Raw genomic sequence first — 16,760 nt, 5'->3', positions numbered from 1 at the left:
TCATCCCGCTCCTGCTTGCGCGCATCCGCTCTTTCGCCACGCAGTACAAGCGGGCGCCGAATGCAACCGATTTGCGCCACTTCCTGATCCAAGCCACCAACACGCGGGTGACGGTGTCGTGAGTGTGGTTATGGCGGCCAAACTTGTCCAATAGAAGTAACGAGATGCAAGAAGTTATCGAACAACTGCGTCACCTGTCGTCGGCCGAGGATTTCCTGCGATTTTTCGACATCGCATTCGACGAGAAGGTGGTGAACGTGCGCCGCCTGCACATCCTCAAGCGCTTCTTTCAGTACATCGAGCAACAGAAAGGACTGCCGAGTAACAACGCGACGGCCGTGCTTGCACTCGCCGATGCAATCCGGCAGATTGCAAATGGACAGGCAGTAGACATCATCTTCGCCGGCAAGCAGACCATCGACGGCGACACTGCGCAGGTCGGCCCCGGCATCGCAAGGCGGTTGAGCGTCCAGTTGCTCACGTATGTTTCCCGGATCGTCGAGACTGACCTCGACCCGCGCACGATCGTAGTCGAGCGCGCGTCGAAGGCGGTGTGCAAGTATTGAAAACCGCACTGCCCTGTCTCGTGACGAGGCTCGAGAATACGAACGAGCTGCGCTTCGCGACACTGCCCGCGACGATCCACGCGGCAGGATTCCCGGTGCGCAAATGGAATCGCGAGCAGGCCGGCATTGAGGACGTGAGCAAGATCGGGCTGAAAGGTTCACCTACCGCGGTCAGCAAAGTGTTTGGGCCGACACCACGCGACGAAAAGGCCGAGATGCTCGAATTCGACGCGTCCAGCCTGCGCGACGTGTCGCTGAAACTCCTGCACGAGATATTTGCTCGCCATCCGACATTGGAGGCGGACCTGTTGATGGAAACGGCCTCATGAACTCGCCCGCTGCCTCGGAAACGAAGCCGGCCGCGCCGGTCAAACGGGCCACCGGCCGTAACCTCGATCTGCCCGAACATCTGAAAGCCTACCAGAGCGTCTGGGTCTTTCTCGAGCACGGCCGCGGCCACGTGCATAGCGTGTCGTGGGAGCTGCTCGTTCACGCGCGCAAGCTCGCCGACAAACTCGGCAGTCGTGTCGCTGTGCCCGTGCTCGGCGGTACCGACGAGCCGCTTGAGCAGTTTGCCAGTGAGGCGTTCAGTTTCGGCGCGGACAAAACGTACGTGATTCACGACCCTGTGTTGCTCGGCTATCGCAACGAACCGTTCACGAAGGGGCTGGCCGACCTGGTCAACAAGTACCGCCCCGAGATTCTGCTGCTCGGAGCAACCTCGATGGGCCGGGATCTCGCCGGATCTGTCGCAACGACGCTCTTGAGCGGCCTCACCGCCGACTGCACTGAATTGAACATTGACCCGGCCTCGCGCGCACTGGCGGCCACACAGCCGCCTTTCGGCGGCTCGCTGCTCTATACGATCATGATGTTCGCATACCGTCCACAGATGGCGACGGTGCGCCCACGGGTCATGGCGATGCCGCAGGCGCAGGAAGGCCGCGGTGGAGAGATCGTGCAGGACGCGCTTGAGATCTTCGAGGCCGATATTGTGGCCAAATTGCTCGACTTCATCGCCGATGCGAAAAGCAACCAGATCGACCTCCCTTACGCGGACGTGATCGTTAGCGGCGGCAAAGGACTGAAGAATCCGGAGAACTTCAAGCTCGTATTCGATCTGGCGCGGGTACTCGGTGGCGAAGTTGGCGCAACCCGCCCGTGCGTGCAGGCGAGGTGGGTCGAGGACGACCGGCAGGTCGGGCAGACCGGAAAAACCGTGCGACCGAAACTCTACATCGCTGCCGGCATCTCCGGCGCGATCCCGCACCGCGTCGGTATGGAAAGCTCGGACGTAATCGTCGCAATCAACACCGACCAGACCGCACCGATTTTCGACTACATGCACTACGGCATTGTCGGGGACGCACTGCAACTGCTGCCGGCGTTAACGCATGCCTGTAAGGACCATCTGGCGCTGCGGCAAATCCGGCACACAAGGAAAGTTAGATGAGAGATCCCTCGCAATTCGATGCGATCGCCGTGGACGCCGGACCGTCCGGCAACGCTGCAGCCTACGTTACGGCCAGGAGCGGACTAAAGGCGCTTCAGATCGAGCGCGGCGAATATCCCGGCAGCGAGAACGTTCAAGGCGCAATCCTCTACGCCGACGCGCTGGAACAGATCATTCCGGACTTTCGTGACCACGCGCCACTCGAGCGCCACATCATCGAACAGCGCATGTGGATGCTCGACGATACTTCGTTCGTGGGCACACACGTACGCAGCGACGACTACAACAAACCGCCGTATAACCGCTATACGATCATCCGCGCGCAGTTCGACAAGTGGTTCTCATCGAAAGTGCGCGAGGCCGGTGCATTGCTGATCTGCGAGACCACCGTAAATCACCTGATTATGGACGGGGACCAGGTCGTCGGCCTGCAATGCAACCGCGAACACGGTGAAGTCTATGCGGATATCGTGATTCTTGCGGACGGCGTCAACTCAACGTTGACGCGCAAGGCGGGCTTTCATGGCGAAATTAGGACGGGCAACGTCGCGCTAGCTGTGGAGGAGATTCTCCTCATGCCGGAGAAGACAATTCGCCAGCGCTTTAATGTCGCCGATCAGGAAGGCTTCGTGATAGAGATGGTCGGCCGCATCACCGAAGGCATGACAGGAACGGGGTTTCTCTACACGAACAAAGAGTCGCTGACCATCGGCGTCGGTTGCATGCCGGGCGACTTCAAAAAGAACCCGAACCGCATGAGCACGTATGTGCTGCTCAAAAAAAATGAAGCATCATCCGTCGATCGCTCCACTCATCGCGGGCGGCGAGATGAAGGAGTACTGCGCTCACCTGATCCCCGAAGGGGGCTTCAATGCGATTCCGTAAGTTTACGGCAATGGCTGGATGATCGTCGGTGACTCGGGCGGCTTCGTCAACGCCACGCATCGCGAAGATTCCAACCTCCCCATGACCACAGGACGCCTCGCCGCGGAGATGGCGATAGCCGCAAAAGCAGCCGGCTGCCGCGGCTACCGCACTAACGTGCTGTCGGCGTACAAGGTTGCGCTCGACAAAAGCTTCGTGATGAAGGATTTGCACAAGTACCGCGACATGCCAGAAATTCCGCACCGCAATCTACAGTTCTTTACAACATACCCTGATCTCGTCGCTCAAGCGGCCGGCACCGTGATTACGGTAGATGGCGTCGACAACAAGGCCAAAAAGCACGATGTCATGGTCAGTTTCCGCAAAAATCGCTCGCTGACCGGACGGTCGGCGACGCATACAATTTCTGGAGAGGCTTCCGATGAAAACGGTCACTGTTAATATCGAAAAGCTGTTTCAGAACCGCTACCGCGTGGACGTCGGGCGGCCGCACGTCCACATCAAAAACGTTGAAGTCTGCACCAACGACTTTGCCAAAAAAAACTGCACGTTCGTGTACCCGGCCTTGTTATCGGAAGGAGAGCAACGGCTCGGTCACGCTGATTACCGGCGGCTGCCTGGAATGCGGTAGTTGCCGCATTCTGTGCACGGACCATCACAATCTCGAATGGGCGTGTCCGCGCGGCGGGCATCGCATCCAGTTCAGGTTCGCGTAGACAAACACATCCATCGTCACATCGGCTTCCGAGCGCTGCAAAAGCAGCCGGACGCCTCATCATATCGGAGCAAATTGATGAATCTCATTACTGGTATCGAATCGACCGTTCTCTTCGGCGGCAATGTTCCCTCCCCCGTGCTACAGCTGATCGAGAGAACCCGCGGCGGCAGCAATGACGATGTGGCCGCCGCGTTGTGGACTGCGGTCCTGTCGTACCCGCGCTGCCTGCCACCCTACTATCTGCTGTATAAGTTCCATGCGAACCGGGGTGAACTTGGCGAGGCCCAGGAGGTCGCGACCAAGGCTTTGGCGGTCGCCGCCCGGCGGGCGTCGCTCGACAGCGACTGGTGTGCGGTACAGCCGGGCGACACCGACTTCACCATTCCTGGTCCGGGCCGCTTCTGGCTCTTCACACTGAAGGCGCTCGCGTTCATCAGCGTGCGGCGCGGCGAGCGCGCCGTTGCACTGAAGCTGATCGCCAAGCTGCGCAGGCTGGACCCGATCGATTGCATAGGCTTGGACGTCGTCGAAGCCTTGCTCGCACAGTCCGGGTCCCGATAATCGCCGCCGGAAGATCAACTGACAGATCGACAATATGTCCCCGGCTTGGCTATGGCAAAACTCCATTGCAGTTCATGGCGATCGTTTCACTAGTCAAAGCCGACGCTCACCGCACACTTCGCGCGGGCGCGCACGCCATGCCGTGGACGCTTTTCAGCGAGCCGTGGAGACCGGTAGCCCCAGCGGTGCCGACAATTCGGCGTACATCCTATAAAGAGACTGCGTCGCAAGCAGGGGGTGGCGTTGCAACCAGAACCGCAGCTTCAAGGCAACAACCAGGTTGACACACGGCTTGCCGGTCGCGCCGAACCTGCTCGATCAGGCGTTTGCCGTCACCGCGCCGAATGAGGCCTAATGTGGCGATACACGTTATATCGCCACAAAACCCTCGAAACGCCACAAATCCATGCCGCAAAAACCTTGCTGAAAGATCCCATTTCCTAACTTGGCTGGATTGGTCTTCGCGTGGTCTTAGGCGGAGAAATCATGCGTGACGCCTCCTGCAATATTATCTCCAGCATCCAATTGCTTGCCGGATCACTGTTGTGAAGGGCAGACCATTGGACGGCCTCGGTGAATGCGGGACGTGGCAGCGGAAGTTCGACGATCCGCAGAGGCATCGCTTTTTCGAAATACTTGACCAGCCTTAAGGGCATCGTCCCTATACGGACAGTGTTTAATAGCATAGGCGGGATCATGCTAAAGCTCGGCACGGTGACCTCGTCCCGTCTCTTGAGACCGTGCTGAAGCAAAAACCATTCCTCGATGGAGGGCTGCCGCAAACGCCCGAACTTGACCACAACGTGCCCCATCGACATATATCTCTCGAATGTGAGCTGCCCTGATAGCTGCTGGTTCGTACGGCAGCCTACGCACACGAGCGTCTCCTCGAACAGCTTCGCTTTAGGGTGCGCGCTCGACATGAAAAATTCCGGCAAGATGAGAAAATCGGCTTCGCCGCGCCGGAGAACCTCATCGGGGTCATCGGCAAGTGGCAGCAATTCGAAGCTGACGGCGGGAGCTTCCCGTGCAATACGCTCCACGATCTTTCGAAAAAATACGACTGCCATGAAATCGGAAAGAATGATCCTGAAGCGGCGATCCGATTTGGCTGGGTTGAACACGTCCTGGGAAATAACGGCGAGCTGGATGTGCACCAGAGCCTCGCGGACTGGAGCAGCGAGCCCTTCTGCACGCGGTGTTGCGACAAGTTCCCGGCCCCTCATCGTAAATAGTTCATCGCAGAAATAGGCGCGTAGCCGGGCGACGGCCGCGCTCATGGCCGGCTGGCTCAGGTTGATGCTGCGTGCCGCCGCGGTGAGATTACGCTCGGTCATCAGAGCATCGAGCGCGACGAGGAGATTTAGATCGAGGCCCTTGAACCGCATGATCCCAACTTATCCATAGTGTGGATGTGTTCCATCAAGACAAACGATTTTACGAATTGTACGGCATGGAGGATAGTGTTCCTTGTAAATCCGATTGAATTTCGCAAACCTGCTGGCACCTTCGTGGTGCCGGGTAGTGGATGAAGTGTGTCGTAGAACTGAGCGAAGCCGAGGAAATGACGTTGCAGCAGTTGTCGATCAATCACATGCATCGGGAGCCATCCTATTGAACCCGCCGCATGTTTGGCAACGATTGGGGACTTCCTCGGGGTTCCAGCGCTTCAGCTTTCTGGTCGCGCCATCCTTCGTCGCCAAGAAACGCGACCCCGGACCAAACGGTACAGAATTTTCATGAATTGCGGCGCCATTTTGCAGACGGACCCTACGCGAGATTCTTTGGGGCTGGTGACGTCTGACCGGTGTTCGCAACGGCGAGCGATACCCTACCTTACCTATGTGGCAGGGGTTCGAGTCTTGCCAATAGGGGCTTCCTACCACGATGAAGGAGAGAAACATGCTGTGCTTAGGAGTGAGCGGCGGGCTAGACAAAGTTCATGAAAATTCACTCGAACTGCCGAACACATTTCTGCACGACGGCGCTGCGGCGCTTGTCCGGGACGGACGCGTAATAGCGGCCGTCGAAGAGGAGCGCCTCAACCGGATCAAGCACTCTAACAAGTTCCCGAGCAGTTCAATTCAATACTGCCTCGCATCCGCAGGGATTCAACTCAGCGATATCGACCACATCGCGTTTTACGCTACCGAGGCCTATTGCAACGTTATGCTCGAACGCCTGTTCCTGTCCCAGCCGAACATCTCCATTCCGGTGGATGCCAAGCTGTTTCTGCGTAACTTACTAATGCGGGAATTCGGTACCGAGGTCGATCCTTCGCGAGTCTCATTCGTGAGTCACCATCTGGCGCATGCCGTGAGCGCGTTTGCGATGTCTGGATTCGAGCAAAGTCTGATCCTCGCGGTCGATGGCGGCGGTGATTTCCTCTCGGGGCTCTTGGCGCTCGGATCTGGAACCGAAATTACGCAACTCGCGACTTTCGCAGAGAATAATTCTCTAGGGCTGTTTTACCTCGAAGCAATCCGGTACCTCGGGTACGGCTTGTTCGACGAATACAAGGTCATGGGGCTTGCACCTTATGGGGATCCCGCTCCCTATCGCGGGCTCTTCGAGCAATTCTATCAACTGTCCGCCAACGGTGAGTACCGCGTCTACCTGGACCGCATCGGTCCGACGTTGCTCCGCAGCATCCAGGTCCGGCGAAAGGGAATGCCATTCACACAGCAGCATCGGGATGTGGGTGCTTCATTGCAGGAAGCGCTGGAGCGGATCGTGTTTCACATTCTCCGCCATCACCGCGAGGTCACCGGTATGAAACGGCTGTGTATAGCCGGAGGAGTAGCTCATAACTGCACCATGAACGGTAAGCTGCTGTATTCGGGACTTTTCGAAGACATCTTCGTGCAGCCCGCAGCGCATGACGCCGGTTGCGCATTAGGCGCTGCCCTTATGATGTCAAACGACTTCGGTCGGCCCGCGCCGCGTGAGCGATTGCAGGAGGTTTATTGGGGGCCCGATCTGGGGAGCGATCTGGCCGTGGAGCAAGAATTGAATGCGTGGGCCGGGCACCTCGATGTTGAACGCAGTGATGACGTGGCCGGCAGAGCAGCCGACTGGATGGCCAATGGCGCCGTGATTGGCTGGGTCCAGGGTCGTTCGGAATTCGGGCCACGCGCGCTTGGCAACCGCAGCATTCTTGCCGATCCCAGGCCGACCGCAAACAAAGACCGGATCAACGCCATGGTCAAGAAGCGCGAGGGTTACCGACCGTTCGCGCCATCAGTGCTGGAGGATGATGCGCACGAATTTTTTGACCTCCCAGAGGGTACCCGCGAATTTCCTTTTATGAATTTTGTAGTTCGCGTGCGCGACTCCAAGCGTGCCTTGCTCGGCGCCATCACGCACATTGACGGTACAGCGCGGCTGCAAACAGTATCGCGGAAGACCAATCCCGCCTACTGGGAGGTTATTAATGCGTTCAAGAAGCGGACAGGAATCCCAATTCTGCTCAATACTTCCTTTAATAACAACGCTGAGCCGATCGTAGATTCCGTTGCAGACGCGATTGCCACATTTCTGACGACAGAGCTGGATGGACTTGTGGTCGGGCCGTTCCTCGTCAAAAAGCGGCTCGCAACGCAGGAACATTGGACTGCGCTCGCGGTTTCACTGCCGCCCTATGCATCGCTCTATCGAGTCCGCGCTCACACTGCGCGGGATCGTCAGGAGACGGTGTGCGAAATTCGCACCGGCGGCTCCAACTATGACCGTGTGCGTATTTCACATGAGTTGTTCGATCTGCTGATGCGGATCGAAGGCGAAGCCGTGCTCGGACATCTTCTCGATACAACTACGCCTGAGCAGACTCGACGTGAAGCCCTCGTCAAGGAGCTGCGGGGATTGTGGGAACAGCGTCGGGTTCGGCTACATCCCTCACGGGCGTTGTCACGGTAACGACGCGCCTCCAATGAGTTGCTGAAGGTCTGAAGCTAGGTAACAGCACTCGCGAGCTATTTTTCTAGAACGTTAAACAATAGCGTTTGGCCGCCGTGCGGTTCTTGTACCGACACGCCGGCTTTCAACGGAGCACCAGTCCCGGCCCAAGGTCCGGACACTTGCAGCGGCGCGCCATAAAGGGAGGCGGAATTGACACATCAAACGAACTTCGAATTGCTGCGTCGGGAATTGGACGCAGACGATCCATGGCGGCTCGACAGCAATCCCTTTGAGCACGAGCGCCACAGGCAAATGCTTCGGATGGCACTTTCGCAGGGATCCGTCACAAATGCGCTCGAAGTCGGATGCGCAGGCGGAGCCTTCACGGAAAAATTGGCACCGCACTGCCAACGGCTCACCGTGATCGATATCGTGCCACACGCGATTGCTAGGACACGCGAACGGATGATGGCCCCGCCACACATCAATTGGATCGTCTCCGATGTCCAGCATTTTTCGACTGAGCAACAGTTCGATCTGATCGTGGTGGCGGAGGTTCTCTATTACCTCGACGGCAGCGCCGAGGTGCGCGCCGCTGTTCGCAATTTAGCACGGATGCTTGCGCCCGGTGGACAGCTGGTTTTCGGATCGGCACGTGACGCCAATTGCCGGCGATGGGGTCACATTGCCGGAGCCGAGACGGTCATAACCATCCTGAAAGACGAGCTGGTTGAGATCGATCGTTTGAGGTGGAGGTGCGTCGGTCAGTCGTTGAATGAAGACTGTCTGCTCGCCTGTTTTCGGAACGCGGCTTCGCCTTCGTGTGGACCAACTTACCAGCGTTAGGCCGGGAGATATTATGCGCATCTGTGGGATCAAACTGACGCACGACGGAGCGATCGCCCTTGTCGAGGATGGAAAACTGGTTTTTTGCGTGGAGCAGGAAAAGCGAGACAACAATCCGCGGTATCAGGCGATCGACGACCTCGACGCGATCGCGATCGCATTGGCCGAGCATGGTTTCGGTGCGCACGATATCGACCAGTTTGTCATCGACGGCTGGGACGGAGTAGTCGAGTCGCAATTTCAGGTCCTCAGCGGGTCGATTCCCGTCAGCCTGAAAGGAGCCCCTTATGCCGAACGCCAAGCCGATGATCTTCTCGCTTCGATCGACGGCTCCGGACTGCTTGCCGGCGGCCAGTCCTTTCCTTATAAAAGCTATCCTCACGTGTCAGGCCATGTGGCCTCCGCGTACTGCACCAGTCCCTTTGCCCAAAGCGGGCAACCTGCATTCTGTTTGGTGTGGGATGGTGGCATCGTCCCACGCCTCTATCATGTAGAACGCCACCGCGCCCGCCATGTTGACTGCCTGTTCCCCGTGATAGGTCACATCTACGCTGCGGCGGGTCATCACTTTGGTCCTTATAAGAAGCCGGGCGGCGCCCGATGGGATCTGGGTGTGGCCGGCAAGCTGATGGCTTACATCGCGCTGGGCTCGGTTGACGAAGATATCGTTGAGGTATTTCGCGAGCTTTATCAGGCACGCTTTGCCGGCGACACGGAGTGTGCGCAAGCTTATCGCGAGAACATCCACAGCGCGGACGCGTCGCTAGCGGCTGTAGGAGAGTTCTTCGAAGCAAGCGCGCTGCGACTGGAAGCCAAGCCGCCCGAAGACGTACTCGCCTCGTTCCATGTATTCCTCGAGCGTCTTCTCGTTCATGAAATGGGTATCGCGCTGCAGCGCCATTCGATTGCGGGGCCGAAAAATCTGTGCATCGCTGGCGGATGCGGACTCAATATCAAATGGAACAGCGCCCTGCGCGCGAGCGGTTTGTTCGACGCAATCTGGGTGCCACCGTTTCCCAACGATAGCGGGTCTGCGATTGGCGCCGCTTGTTGCGCGCTGGCAGCCGAGAAGGGCTTCGTGCCGCTGGAATGGTCGGTGTATAGCGGACCGGCCTTAAAAGGTTGCCAAGTACCGCCCGGATGGACGGCATCTACTTGCTCCATTGCAGAACTCGCCAGCATACTCGCCAGTGGCAAGCCCGTCATTTTCCTTGCCGGCCGAGCCGAGCTCGGACCACGAGCATTGGGGGGCAGAAGCATTCTGGCCGCCGCGACTTTGCCCACAATGAAGGATCATCTCAACGACATCAAGTTTCGAGAGCACTTCCGTCCCGTGGCGCCAATTTGCCTTGAGGATCGTGCGCCGACCATTTTTAGCCCGGGGAGCCCTGATCCCTATATGTTGTTCGATCATCAGACGCGCGCGGAATGGCAAGAAAGAATCCCTGCTGTCGTGCATCTCGACGGATCTGCCCGATTGCAGACCATTTCTAGAACTTCCGAGCGTCCGGTGGCGCAACTTCTGGTCGAATACGAAAAGCTGACGGGTATTCCGTTGCTCTGCAACACGAGCGCCAACTATCACGGGCGAGGTTTCTTCCCGGACGCTGCTTCAGCCTGTGCGTGGGGACGCGTCGAACGTGTGTGGTGCGATGGTTTGTTACTGACCAGGACTGGTCTGTCGCCGTCAGTCGACGAAACACTTTTCGCTACGTTGCCGTTCGAAGATTGCTGACGTTGCAGCTCAGTGGTCAATACGACGCGGTCAATTGTCCCGGCAGCTCGCTCTATCGCTACGGTCCGAAGACGATCAGCCGGCCTCCCTTGGCTCGATTTTCGCAAGCACTTATCCCGCGCGGAGGTTGCTCATCGAATCGCGGAACCTCGATGCCATCCTCGGAAACTTGGCATCTTCTTCAAAATGCGGTGGGTAATGTGGCTCACGGGGCGTGCGGGTTAAAGCTGGAGAAATCCAGCTTGCCGGCGATGAGAAAGAGGACGGTGCGCATCGTCGTGAAGCGCGCGTCACCGCGAGCCTTGCGCTTGGCAGCTTGAAACAAGCCCTGATGACCTCGATGAAGCCGTTGGTCTGGCGGGTCTGAGTCTAGGCGACGATGCCATCGAAGTGCTGGCGAATCATTCGCGCCACTTCCTTCATCGGCTCAACCTTCGAGCGCATGACGTTGGTGCACCACCACCGCCGCAACACGCGTGGACAATTGACGCACCGCAAGGTTTGCGTAGGTTCAAAGTGTTCAGCTTCCCAATTCCTCGTATGATTCACTCAGGCGGCCAGAGGTAATGTCGAACCAAGCATAGTGCTGGTCAGAATGACGCCATTGGGAAAAAAGCGATCGTCATCTACCGCTTTCGTCTTCCTGAAGCGGGCATCGGCTACGCAGTACGCCGGCACCGCCGCCTCAATCTTAGTCCACGGGAATTGCGCTGCACTATCTCGGTTGGCCAATTCCCCTCTAACGGCGGAACAAGTTCCTATGGACATGCTAGACGTCATCGGTATTGGTATCGGACCGTTCAATCTAAGCCTCGCCGCGCTCATTCAGCCCACCGGTTTGCGAGCGCTCTTCTTTGAGAAGCGCATAAAATTCTCCTGGCATCCGGGGCTCATGCTGCCCCAAAGTCAACTCCAGGTGTCGCCGCTCAAGGATTGTGTGACCCTGGTGAATCCCACAAGCCCATATTCTTTTCTCAACTATCTCGCTGTACATCGACGCCTGTACAGCTTCGTGAATAAAGGTGGAAACAGCACGTCGCGACGTGAGTTCACCCACTATTACCAATGGGTCGCGCAATGCCTGGACACGCTTCGATTCGGCGAGGAGGTGATCGATATCAGGCCTTGCAATAAGGGCTATTGCGTGACCACTACCGCGCGCACCTATCATGCGCGCGCAGTAGTGGTCGGGGTCGGCGTCGAACCCAAGGTGCCGGCATGTGCGCGGCAGGTGGTTGGCGAGACGGTCTATCACGTAGACGACTACCTTAACCGGAAACCGTTCAGCGAAGACGAACATGTGCTGGTGGTGGGCGGCGGGCAGAGCGGCGCGGAAGTCGTCGAGCACATGCTGACCGAGTCAGGTCCCGACAAGATCACTTGGGCGACGTCGCGCGCCAATCTGTTTGCGATGGACGACAACGCATTTGTCAATGAAGCATACATGCCCAGTTATAGCCAACGCTTTCACACGCTGCCAATCCAGCGGCGCTGGGCCATTGTCGAAAGCGAAAAGCTCACCAGCGACGGCATCTCCGCCAGCCTGTGCAACCGGCTCTATGAAGCGTTGTACGAACGCAGCGTCCATGGCACGCTAGCCGACTGCTTTCGTCTGTTGCCTTCGGTGACAATGGACGAGATCACACGCCGCAGCGGTCGCTGGCATATCGGGTTGACCTCGCTCGTCACGTCGCAGCGCAACGGGATAAGCGCGGACAGAATCATCCTGGCAACCGGTTTTCAGCCGCGCCATTTGCCATTCGTTCAGAAGTTGCTTGACGGCGCAAGCCGTGAAGACGGTCTGCCAACGCTCGATCCCGATTACGCCGTGCGCTTCGATGCGTCAATGCCCGGTCCCGTGTATCTGCAAAACCAAAGCCGCGTGCAGCACGGCCTGCAAAGCGTCAATCTTTCGCTGGTCGCGTACAGGAACAGCCGCATCATCAACAGTCTGCTAGGTCTTGCCTTCTATCCGGATGTTCCGGACCGGCAACTGCTCGACAGCCTTGAGGATCAGGAGACTGAAGCAGGATCGATTCTGTGCGACGCGCCTCAGGCCTCGCATCAACCGGCAGTGGGGTAAGCGCATGACTGGCTCCTCCATTTATCTATCGACTGGCGAGCGTGCGATCTCACACGCCGAGCACTTGCCGGCATCCCTCCAATTACGGGCGTTCATTCCGTTTCTGATCGCGTCACTGGTGATCGCCGCTTCGTACGGGACGAGTTTTCTCCTGCCCGAGTACCTGCAATCCCTGGGCATGAAGAGCGATGTCGCCGGCGCCGTGATTTCGAGCGGCATGGTCTCGACCATGATCTGCTGCTGCGTGGCTGGGCGCATAGCCCAGCGTATCGGTGTCATGCCGACCATTGCGCTGGCCTCGCTCGTCATGGCAGGCAGCATGCTCTGCTTCGCCGCTGCGCCAATGGACATTCGTGCCGTCTATGCAGGCGGTTTGCTGTTGGGCGCTGGGTGGTCCGTGTTCTTCATACTCGCGCCGCTGCAAATCATCCATCATCTGTGCCCCAACGCGCGTATCCAGTACCTGACCTTCGTTTCCGGCACGCAAATGGCCGGCCTAGGCATGGCGGCGCCTTTGAGCCGCCTGATCGCCCAATATACCGGCTCGATCGCGCTGGCCTACCTTCTGTCCGCTGCGGCATGCGCGGTGGCGGCAGTCTGCGTCAAGATCGCCAGTGAGGCGATGAGGGATAGGTCCTGTTTGCCGATGACGCGCGTGGCCATTACCGCGACCGACACGTTGGCCCTGCTCAGGGCACGAACAGCAGTGCCGATCGCAATGATCGCACTGGCAGCCTGTGTCTTCGCCGGGCTGGCGACTTACCAGACACCCTATGCCGTCTCGCGTAACCTCAGGCCAGACCTGTTCTTCCTGACGTTCACGATAACCAGCGTGGCACTGCGCTTGTCGCTCGCGAGAACCATGGGACGCATCAAGCCCGAGCGACTGGCGCTCGCATTGTTTTTGCTGACCGGCGCCTCGCTCGTACTGTTCCTGTTGAACCACGGCAGCACGACGCTTTATATCGTCGCTACCGCGCTGTTCGCCACGGGCTACGGACTGAGCTACTCGACCCTGAACGGCATGGCCGTGAACCTCGCCGGAGACCACAGCGTTTCGGTGCCGATGACTTCGCAAATCTTTACGCTTGCCTATTTCATCGGTCTGTTCGGATGCCCTTTCCTATGTGGCGCCCTGATTCACGTTTTCGGCGCCGATGCAATGCTCGTCGTCCTGCTAGGCGCCGTACTCGCCAATGTGGTGCTACTCGGCGTCATGCGCATGAAGGCGCATTTCACCGCCTGACTTCTCCTTGAAAACTCTTTTCTTTAACGAGGTGGTTCGCATGCTGAATGAAACGCAAAAATCCAAGTGGCACGAAGATGGATATCTAAAAGTAGAGGGCTTTTTCGATCCGGTCACCCGCGAAAAGATTTCTGCTCTGGTCAACGATGTCTCGCGCTGGGAAATCAGCGACAACAAATGGATGATGTGGTTCGAGAAGACCGAGGACGACCGCAGGATCGTTTCAAAGGTAGAGAACTTTTTGGACTTCAACAACGAGCTGCGCGACCTGTTGCTGGCCGACAAGCGTATCCAGACGGCTGTCGAATCGCTTCTCGATGAAGATACCCGCATGCTCAAAGAACTGCTCATCTTCAAGTACCCGGACAGCGGCGGCTATCGTCCGCATCAGGACATCTATCACATCCCGCACAACATTCCTGAACGCATGGTGCATGCCGTGGTCGCCATCGCCATCGACGATTCCGGTCCGGACAACGGCGGCCTGTTCTTCAGTCCGGGCAACCATCAGAAAGGTGTGTTTCCGATGGATGCCGGCGGCGTGATTCATCCGGAGGTGGCCGAGACGTTCAAGTGGGAACCCATGCCCTGGAAGGCCGGCGACATCTTCGTCTTCGACGACTACGCGCCGCACTATTCGCAGCCCAACAAAAGTAAACGTTCGCGCCGCGTGCTCTATCTGGTGTTCCAGCGCGCCTCAACTGGCGGCCCCACGCGTACGGAATACAACAAACTGAAGCGTGCCTACAACCCACCCGAAGGAAAGGAATCGGATATCCACGATCTGAAGCCGCCAAATGGCATTTTCTATCGCACCTAATGTAATTCACCGGAGGATGTGCGTGTACACAAAGCAGATTGACCCATCCATGATGCGGCCGGAATACGGCGTTCTTGTTTGCCGGCTGCTCGAACATCTGCCCGCTGGCCTGACAAAAGCGTTCGGCACGTCGATTGTTGAGGTCGTGCCGGCGGGCGCTGTCAATCTGCACTCCCATTCCGAGCATGAACTGTGGGTACTGATTTCAGGCAACGGAGTATTCGAGGTGAATGGTCAGGCGCAGCCAGTCGCAGATTCAACGCTGCTCTATATCGAGCCGAACCAGGAGCACGCGATTCGCAATGCCGATCCGGCAGCGAGCCTGAAATTTCTATCGATATGGTGGGACTAACGTGACCACACGCACTTTTTTCGTTTGCCCCGCACCGCCCTGCCCGAACGGCAAGCTGCATCTCGGCCATATTGGCGGGGTCTATCTGCTCACCGATCTTTTCGTTCGCTTTCAACGCATGAGAGGTCACCGCGCCTACCACGTCACAGGTGCGGACGAGCATGGCACCTATACGGTAGTGAAGGCGCGCAAGCTCGGTCGTCCGATTGACGAAGTCGCGCAGTTGCATATTGACGAGATAATGGATTGCTTGCGGGCAATGCACATCGAGCCCGATGTCTTCGTCAGAACAACGGACGCTACGCACAAGCAGAACAGTCTGAAGATCTTTCGCGAGCTGGAAGCTGCAGGCTACATTGATGTGCGTGATGGCCATCAACTCTACTGCGAAAACTGTGACCAGTTCGTGGCCGATTCGCTTGCCGTCGGCCGCTGCCCCGCGTGCGATGCGTCCACCGACAGCAACTTGTGCGAAAACTGCGGTTTGGCGCAACAGCACTCGAAGTTGCGAGCGCCAGTCCACACGTCGTGCGGCAAACCGCTATCGCTTCGCCCCATCGAACAGGCGGTTTTCGACATCCCTCGCATGGCAGCCATGCTTGACGATGCGATCAAGGGGAGTGAATGGGATCGAACGATCCAGCGTAAAGCGCGTGCATGGTTGCGTAACGAATTGCGGCCGCTGCCTATGTCGCGCATTTTCGACCGGGGTGTGACACTTGAAGCACCCGCGAAGATTGCGGGACAAACGTTGATGACGTGGTTCGAAGGGCTTTGGTGTTTCGAGACGGGGATCCGCCTGCAGTGCGCGCGCGACGGGGTCAACTACGACACCGTGATGCGCGACCCCGATACACGCCTCCTGTTTTTCATGGGCCAAGATAACCGCTTCTACTACACCATCGGCGTGACTGGCAGTCTGCTTGCGCGCGGCTATCCGCTTCCGGCAAATCATTCGATCCAGGACTTTTACAAATTGGAGGGCGAGAAATTCTCGACCAGCCGCGACCATGCACTCTGGGCAGACGAAGTATCCCGGCAGGTCGACCCGAGTGTATTGCGCTATGCGCTCGCTCGGATTGCCAAGCCGTTCGGCACCAACAATAACGATTTCCAGATCGGCGAACTGATCCGGTCAGCTTCGCACATCCTTGCGTGGGAAAGCGCCCTCCGCCGCGATTCACTGCACTCGGCGCATGTCGATGGAAGCGGTCTTACGCCGGCGCACGACGACATAGTCCAACGTTATATCACCGCGATGGACCAGGTACGCTTCTGGAACGCCCTCGATCTGATTGACGAATACTTCGTCGCGACGGGCTTCGGCACGAGCCCGGAAACGTGGCGGCCGGTGCACGTATCCGTCTTTCTGAGCATGCTCCATCCCGTGATGCCAGTGCTGGCCGAACGCTATGGAAACGTGTTCTTTGGCGAGAATTGGACACCGGCACTCGGCGCAAACGCCACGCTGTTGGCTACGCCTCCCAGAGCAACGGCCGAATTTCCGCCGTTCGGAATGCCGATTGCCGACTCGTTCATCCGCCAATATCAATCGCGCTTCCAGCGCGCCGTCGATGCCGCGTAACCAACGATGGAGC

Annotated in this window: 13 protein-coding genes and 3 pseudogenes; 14 read left to right on the top strand and 2 right to left on the bottom strand. The window is 58.0% G+C overall.

Annotated features, from left to right (window positions below; genetic code table 11):
- The first annotated feature begins 164 nt into the window (after positions 1–164).
- From B0G73_RS41545 to B0G73_RS34980, 6 genes and pseudogenes are all read left to right on the top strand, one after another.
- Positions 165–566 (top strand): nitrogenase-stabilizing/protective protein NifW, encoded by a 402-nt coding sequence (locus tag B0G73_RS41545; RefSeq protein WP_258194113.1) that lies wholly within the window; start codon positions 165–167, stop codon positions 564–566.
- Positions 554–895, top strand: a complete 342-nt coding sequence (locus tag B0G73_RS41540) for a hypothetical protein (RefSeq protein ID WP_258194112.1) — start codon at positions 554–556, stop codon at positions 893–895. Before B0G73_RS41545 ends, B0G73_RS41540 begins: the two co-directional genes overlap by 13 nt.
- Positions 892–2,019 carry an electron transfer flavoprotein subunit alpha/FixB family protein gene (locus B0G73_RS34995; RefSeq protein WP_106285661.1) on the top strand — a complete coding sequence of 376 codons (1,128 nt, stop codon included), beginning with the start codon at positions 892–894 and terminating at the stop codon, positions 2,017–2,019. The genes B0G73_RS41540 and B0G73_RS34995 overlap by 4 nt, the downstream gene beginning before the upstream one ends.
- Positions 2,016–3,329 (top strand): annotated as a pseudogene (locus B0G73_RS34990) (FAD-dependent oxidoreductase). Before B0G73_RS34995 ends, B0G73_RS34990 begins: the two are co-directional and overlap by 4 nt.
- Positions 3,326–3,620: pseudogene (locus B0G73_RS34985) on the top strand (ferredoxin family protein). Before B0G73_RS34990 ends, B0G73_RS34985 begins: the two co-directional pseudogenes overlap by 4 nt.
- Positions 3,621–3,697: 77 nt before the next feature.
- Positions 3,698–4,183, top strand: a complete 486-nt coding sequence (locus B0G73_RS34980) for a hypothetical protein (protein WP_106285660.1) — start codon at positions 3,698–3,700, stop codon at positions 4,181–4,183.
- Between the two features lie 440 nt (positions 4,184–4,623).
- Here B0G73_RS34980 and B0G73_RS34970 read toward each other — a convergent pair whose 3' ends face one another.
- Entirely contained in the window at positions 4,624–5,571 is a 948-nt protein-coding gene (locus B0G73_RS34970; protein WP_106285659.1) for a LysR family transcriptional regulator, read from the bottom strand.
- Positions 5,572–6,085: 514 nt separating this feature from the next.
- Here B0G73_RS34970 and B0G73_RS34955 point away from each other — a divergent pair.
- From B0G73_RS34955 to nodU, 3 genes are all read left to right on the top strand, one after another.
- On the top strand, positions 6,086–8,098 hold the full coding sequence (locus tag B0G73_RS34955) for a carbamoyltransferase (RefSeq protein WP_106285658.1): 2,013 nt from the start codon (positions 6,086–6,088) through the stop codon (positions 8,096–8,098).
- 192 nt (positions 8,099–8,290) lie between these two features.
- The gene (nodS, locus tag B0G73_RS34950; RefSeq protein ID WP_106285657.1) at positions 8,291–8,926 is read left to right on the top strand and encodes a nodulation methyltransferase NodS; all 636 of its coding nucleotides are present in this window, start codon (positions 8,291–8,293) and stop codon (positions 8,924–8,926) included.
- 13 nt (positions 8,927–8,939) lie between these two features.
- Complete coding sequence (gene nodU, locus B0G73_RS34945; protein WP_106285656.1) at positions 8,940–10,661, top strand: nodulation protein NodU; 1,722 nt, start codon at positions 8,940–8,942, stop codon at positions 10,659–10,661.
- A 205-nt stretch (positions 10,662–10,866) separates the two neighbouring features.
- On the opposite strand, the pseudogene B0G73_RS34940 reads toward nodU, so the two are convergent.
- A pseudogene (locus tag B0G73_RS34940) lies at positions 10,867–11,123 on the bottom strand (transposase); the annotation flags it as partial.
- A gap of 262 nt (positions 11,124–11,385) precedes the next feature.
- On the opposite strand from B0G73_RS34940, the gene B0G73_RS34935 reads away from it, so the two are divergent.
- From B0G73_RS34935 to B0G73_RS34915, 5 genes are read left to right on the top strand one after another with little or no spacing between them, the layout of a single operon-like run.
- Positions 11,386–12,744: a lysine N(6)-hydroxylase/L-ornithine N(5)-oxygenase family protein gene (locus B0G73_RS34935; protein ID WP_258194111.1), complete on the top strand. Its 1,359-nt coding sequence runs from the start codon at positions 11,386–11,388 to the stop codon at positions 12,742–12,744.
- A gap of 4 nt (positions 12,745–12,748) precedes the next feature.
- Positions 12,749–13,990, top strand: a complete 1,242-nt coding sequence (locus B0G73_RS34930; protein ID WP_106285654.1) for an MFS transporter — start codon at positions 12,749–12,751, stop codon at positions 13,988–13,990.
- 40 nt (positions 13,991–14,030) lie between these two features.
- Positions 14,031–14,810: a phytanoyl-CoA dioxygenase family protein gene (locus tag B0G73_RS34925; protein ID WP_106285653.1), complete on the top strand. Its 780-nt coding sequence runs from the start codon at positions 14,031–14,033 to the stop codon at positions 14,808–14,810.
- A complete protein-coding gene (locus B0G73_RS34920) occupies positions 14,788–15,162 on the top strand; it encodes a cupin domain-containing protein (protein ID WP_243856877.1) in 375 nt (124 codons plus the stop codon). The genes B0G73_RS34925 and B0G73_RS34920 overlap by 23 nt, the downstream gene beginning before the upstream one ends.
- A gap of 1 nt (position 15,163) precedes the next feature.
- Positions 15,164–16,747: a class I tRNA ligase family protein gene (locus tag B0G73_RS34915; protein WP_106285651.1), complete on the top strand. Its 1,584-nt coding sequence runs from the start codon at positions 15,164–15,166 to the stop codon at positions 16,745–16,747.
- Positions 16,748–16,760 lie beyond the last annotated feature (13 nt).

Origin of the sequence: Paraburkholderia sp. BL25I1N1, assembly GCF_003002025.1 — a bacterium.
GTDB lineage: Bacteria > Pseudomonadota > Gammaproteobacteria > Burkholderiales > Burkholderiaceae > Paraburkholderia.
The sequence above is the reverse complement of the archived record's forward strand: the minus strand, read 5'-3'. Positions and strand labels throughout refer to the sequence as shown.

What these genes read in the sequence shown, in the direction of transcription:
- nodU (WP_106285656.1), top strand. Translation starts at nt 8,940, where the DNA reads ATGCGCATCTGTGGGATCAAACTGACGCACGACGGAGCGATCGCCCTT.
- B0G73_RS34995 (WP_106285661.1), top strand. Translation starts at nt 892, where the DNA reads ATGAACTCGCCCGCTGCCTCGGAAACGAAGCCGGCCGCGCCGGTCAAA.
- B0G73_RS41545 (WP_258194113.1), top strand. Translation starts at nt 165, where the DNA reads ATGCAAGAAGTTATCGAACAACTGCGTCACCTGTCGTCGGCCGAGGAT.
- B0G73_RS34955 (WP_106285658.1), top strand. Translation starts at nt 6,086, where the DNA reads ATGCTGTGCTTAGGAGTGAGCGGCGGGCTAGACAAAGTTCATGAAAAT.
- B0G73_RS34980 (WP_106285660.1), top strand. Translation starts at nt 3,698, where the DNA reads ATGAATCTCATTACTGGTATCGAATCGACCGTTCTCTTCGGCGGCAAT.
- B0G73_RS34930 (WP_106285654.1), top strand. Translation starts at nt 12,749, where the DNA reads ATGACTGGCTCCTCCATTTATCTATCGACTGGCGAGCGTGCGATCTCA.
- B0G73_RS34925 (WP_106285653.1), top strand. Translation starts at nt 14,031, where the DNA reads ATGCTGAATGAAACGCAAAAATCCAAGTGGCACGAAGATGGATATCTA.
- B0G73_RS34920 (WP_243856877.1), top strand. Translation starts at nt 14,788, where the DNA reads ATGGCATTTTCTATCGCACCTAATGTAATTCACCGGAGGATGTGCGTG.
- B0G73_RS34970 (WP_106285659.1), bottom strand. Translation starts at nt 5,571, where the DNA reads ATGCGGTTCAAGGGCCTCGATCTAAATCTCCTCGTCGCGCTCGATGCT.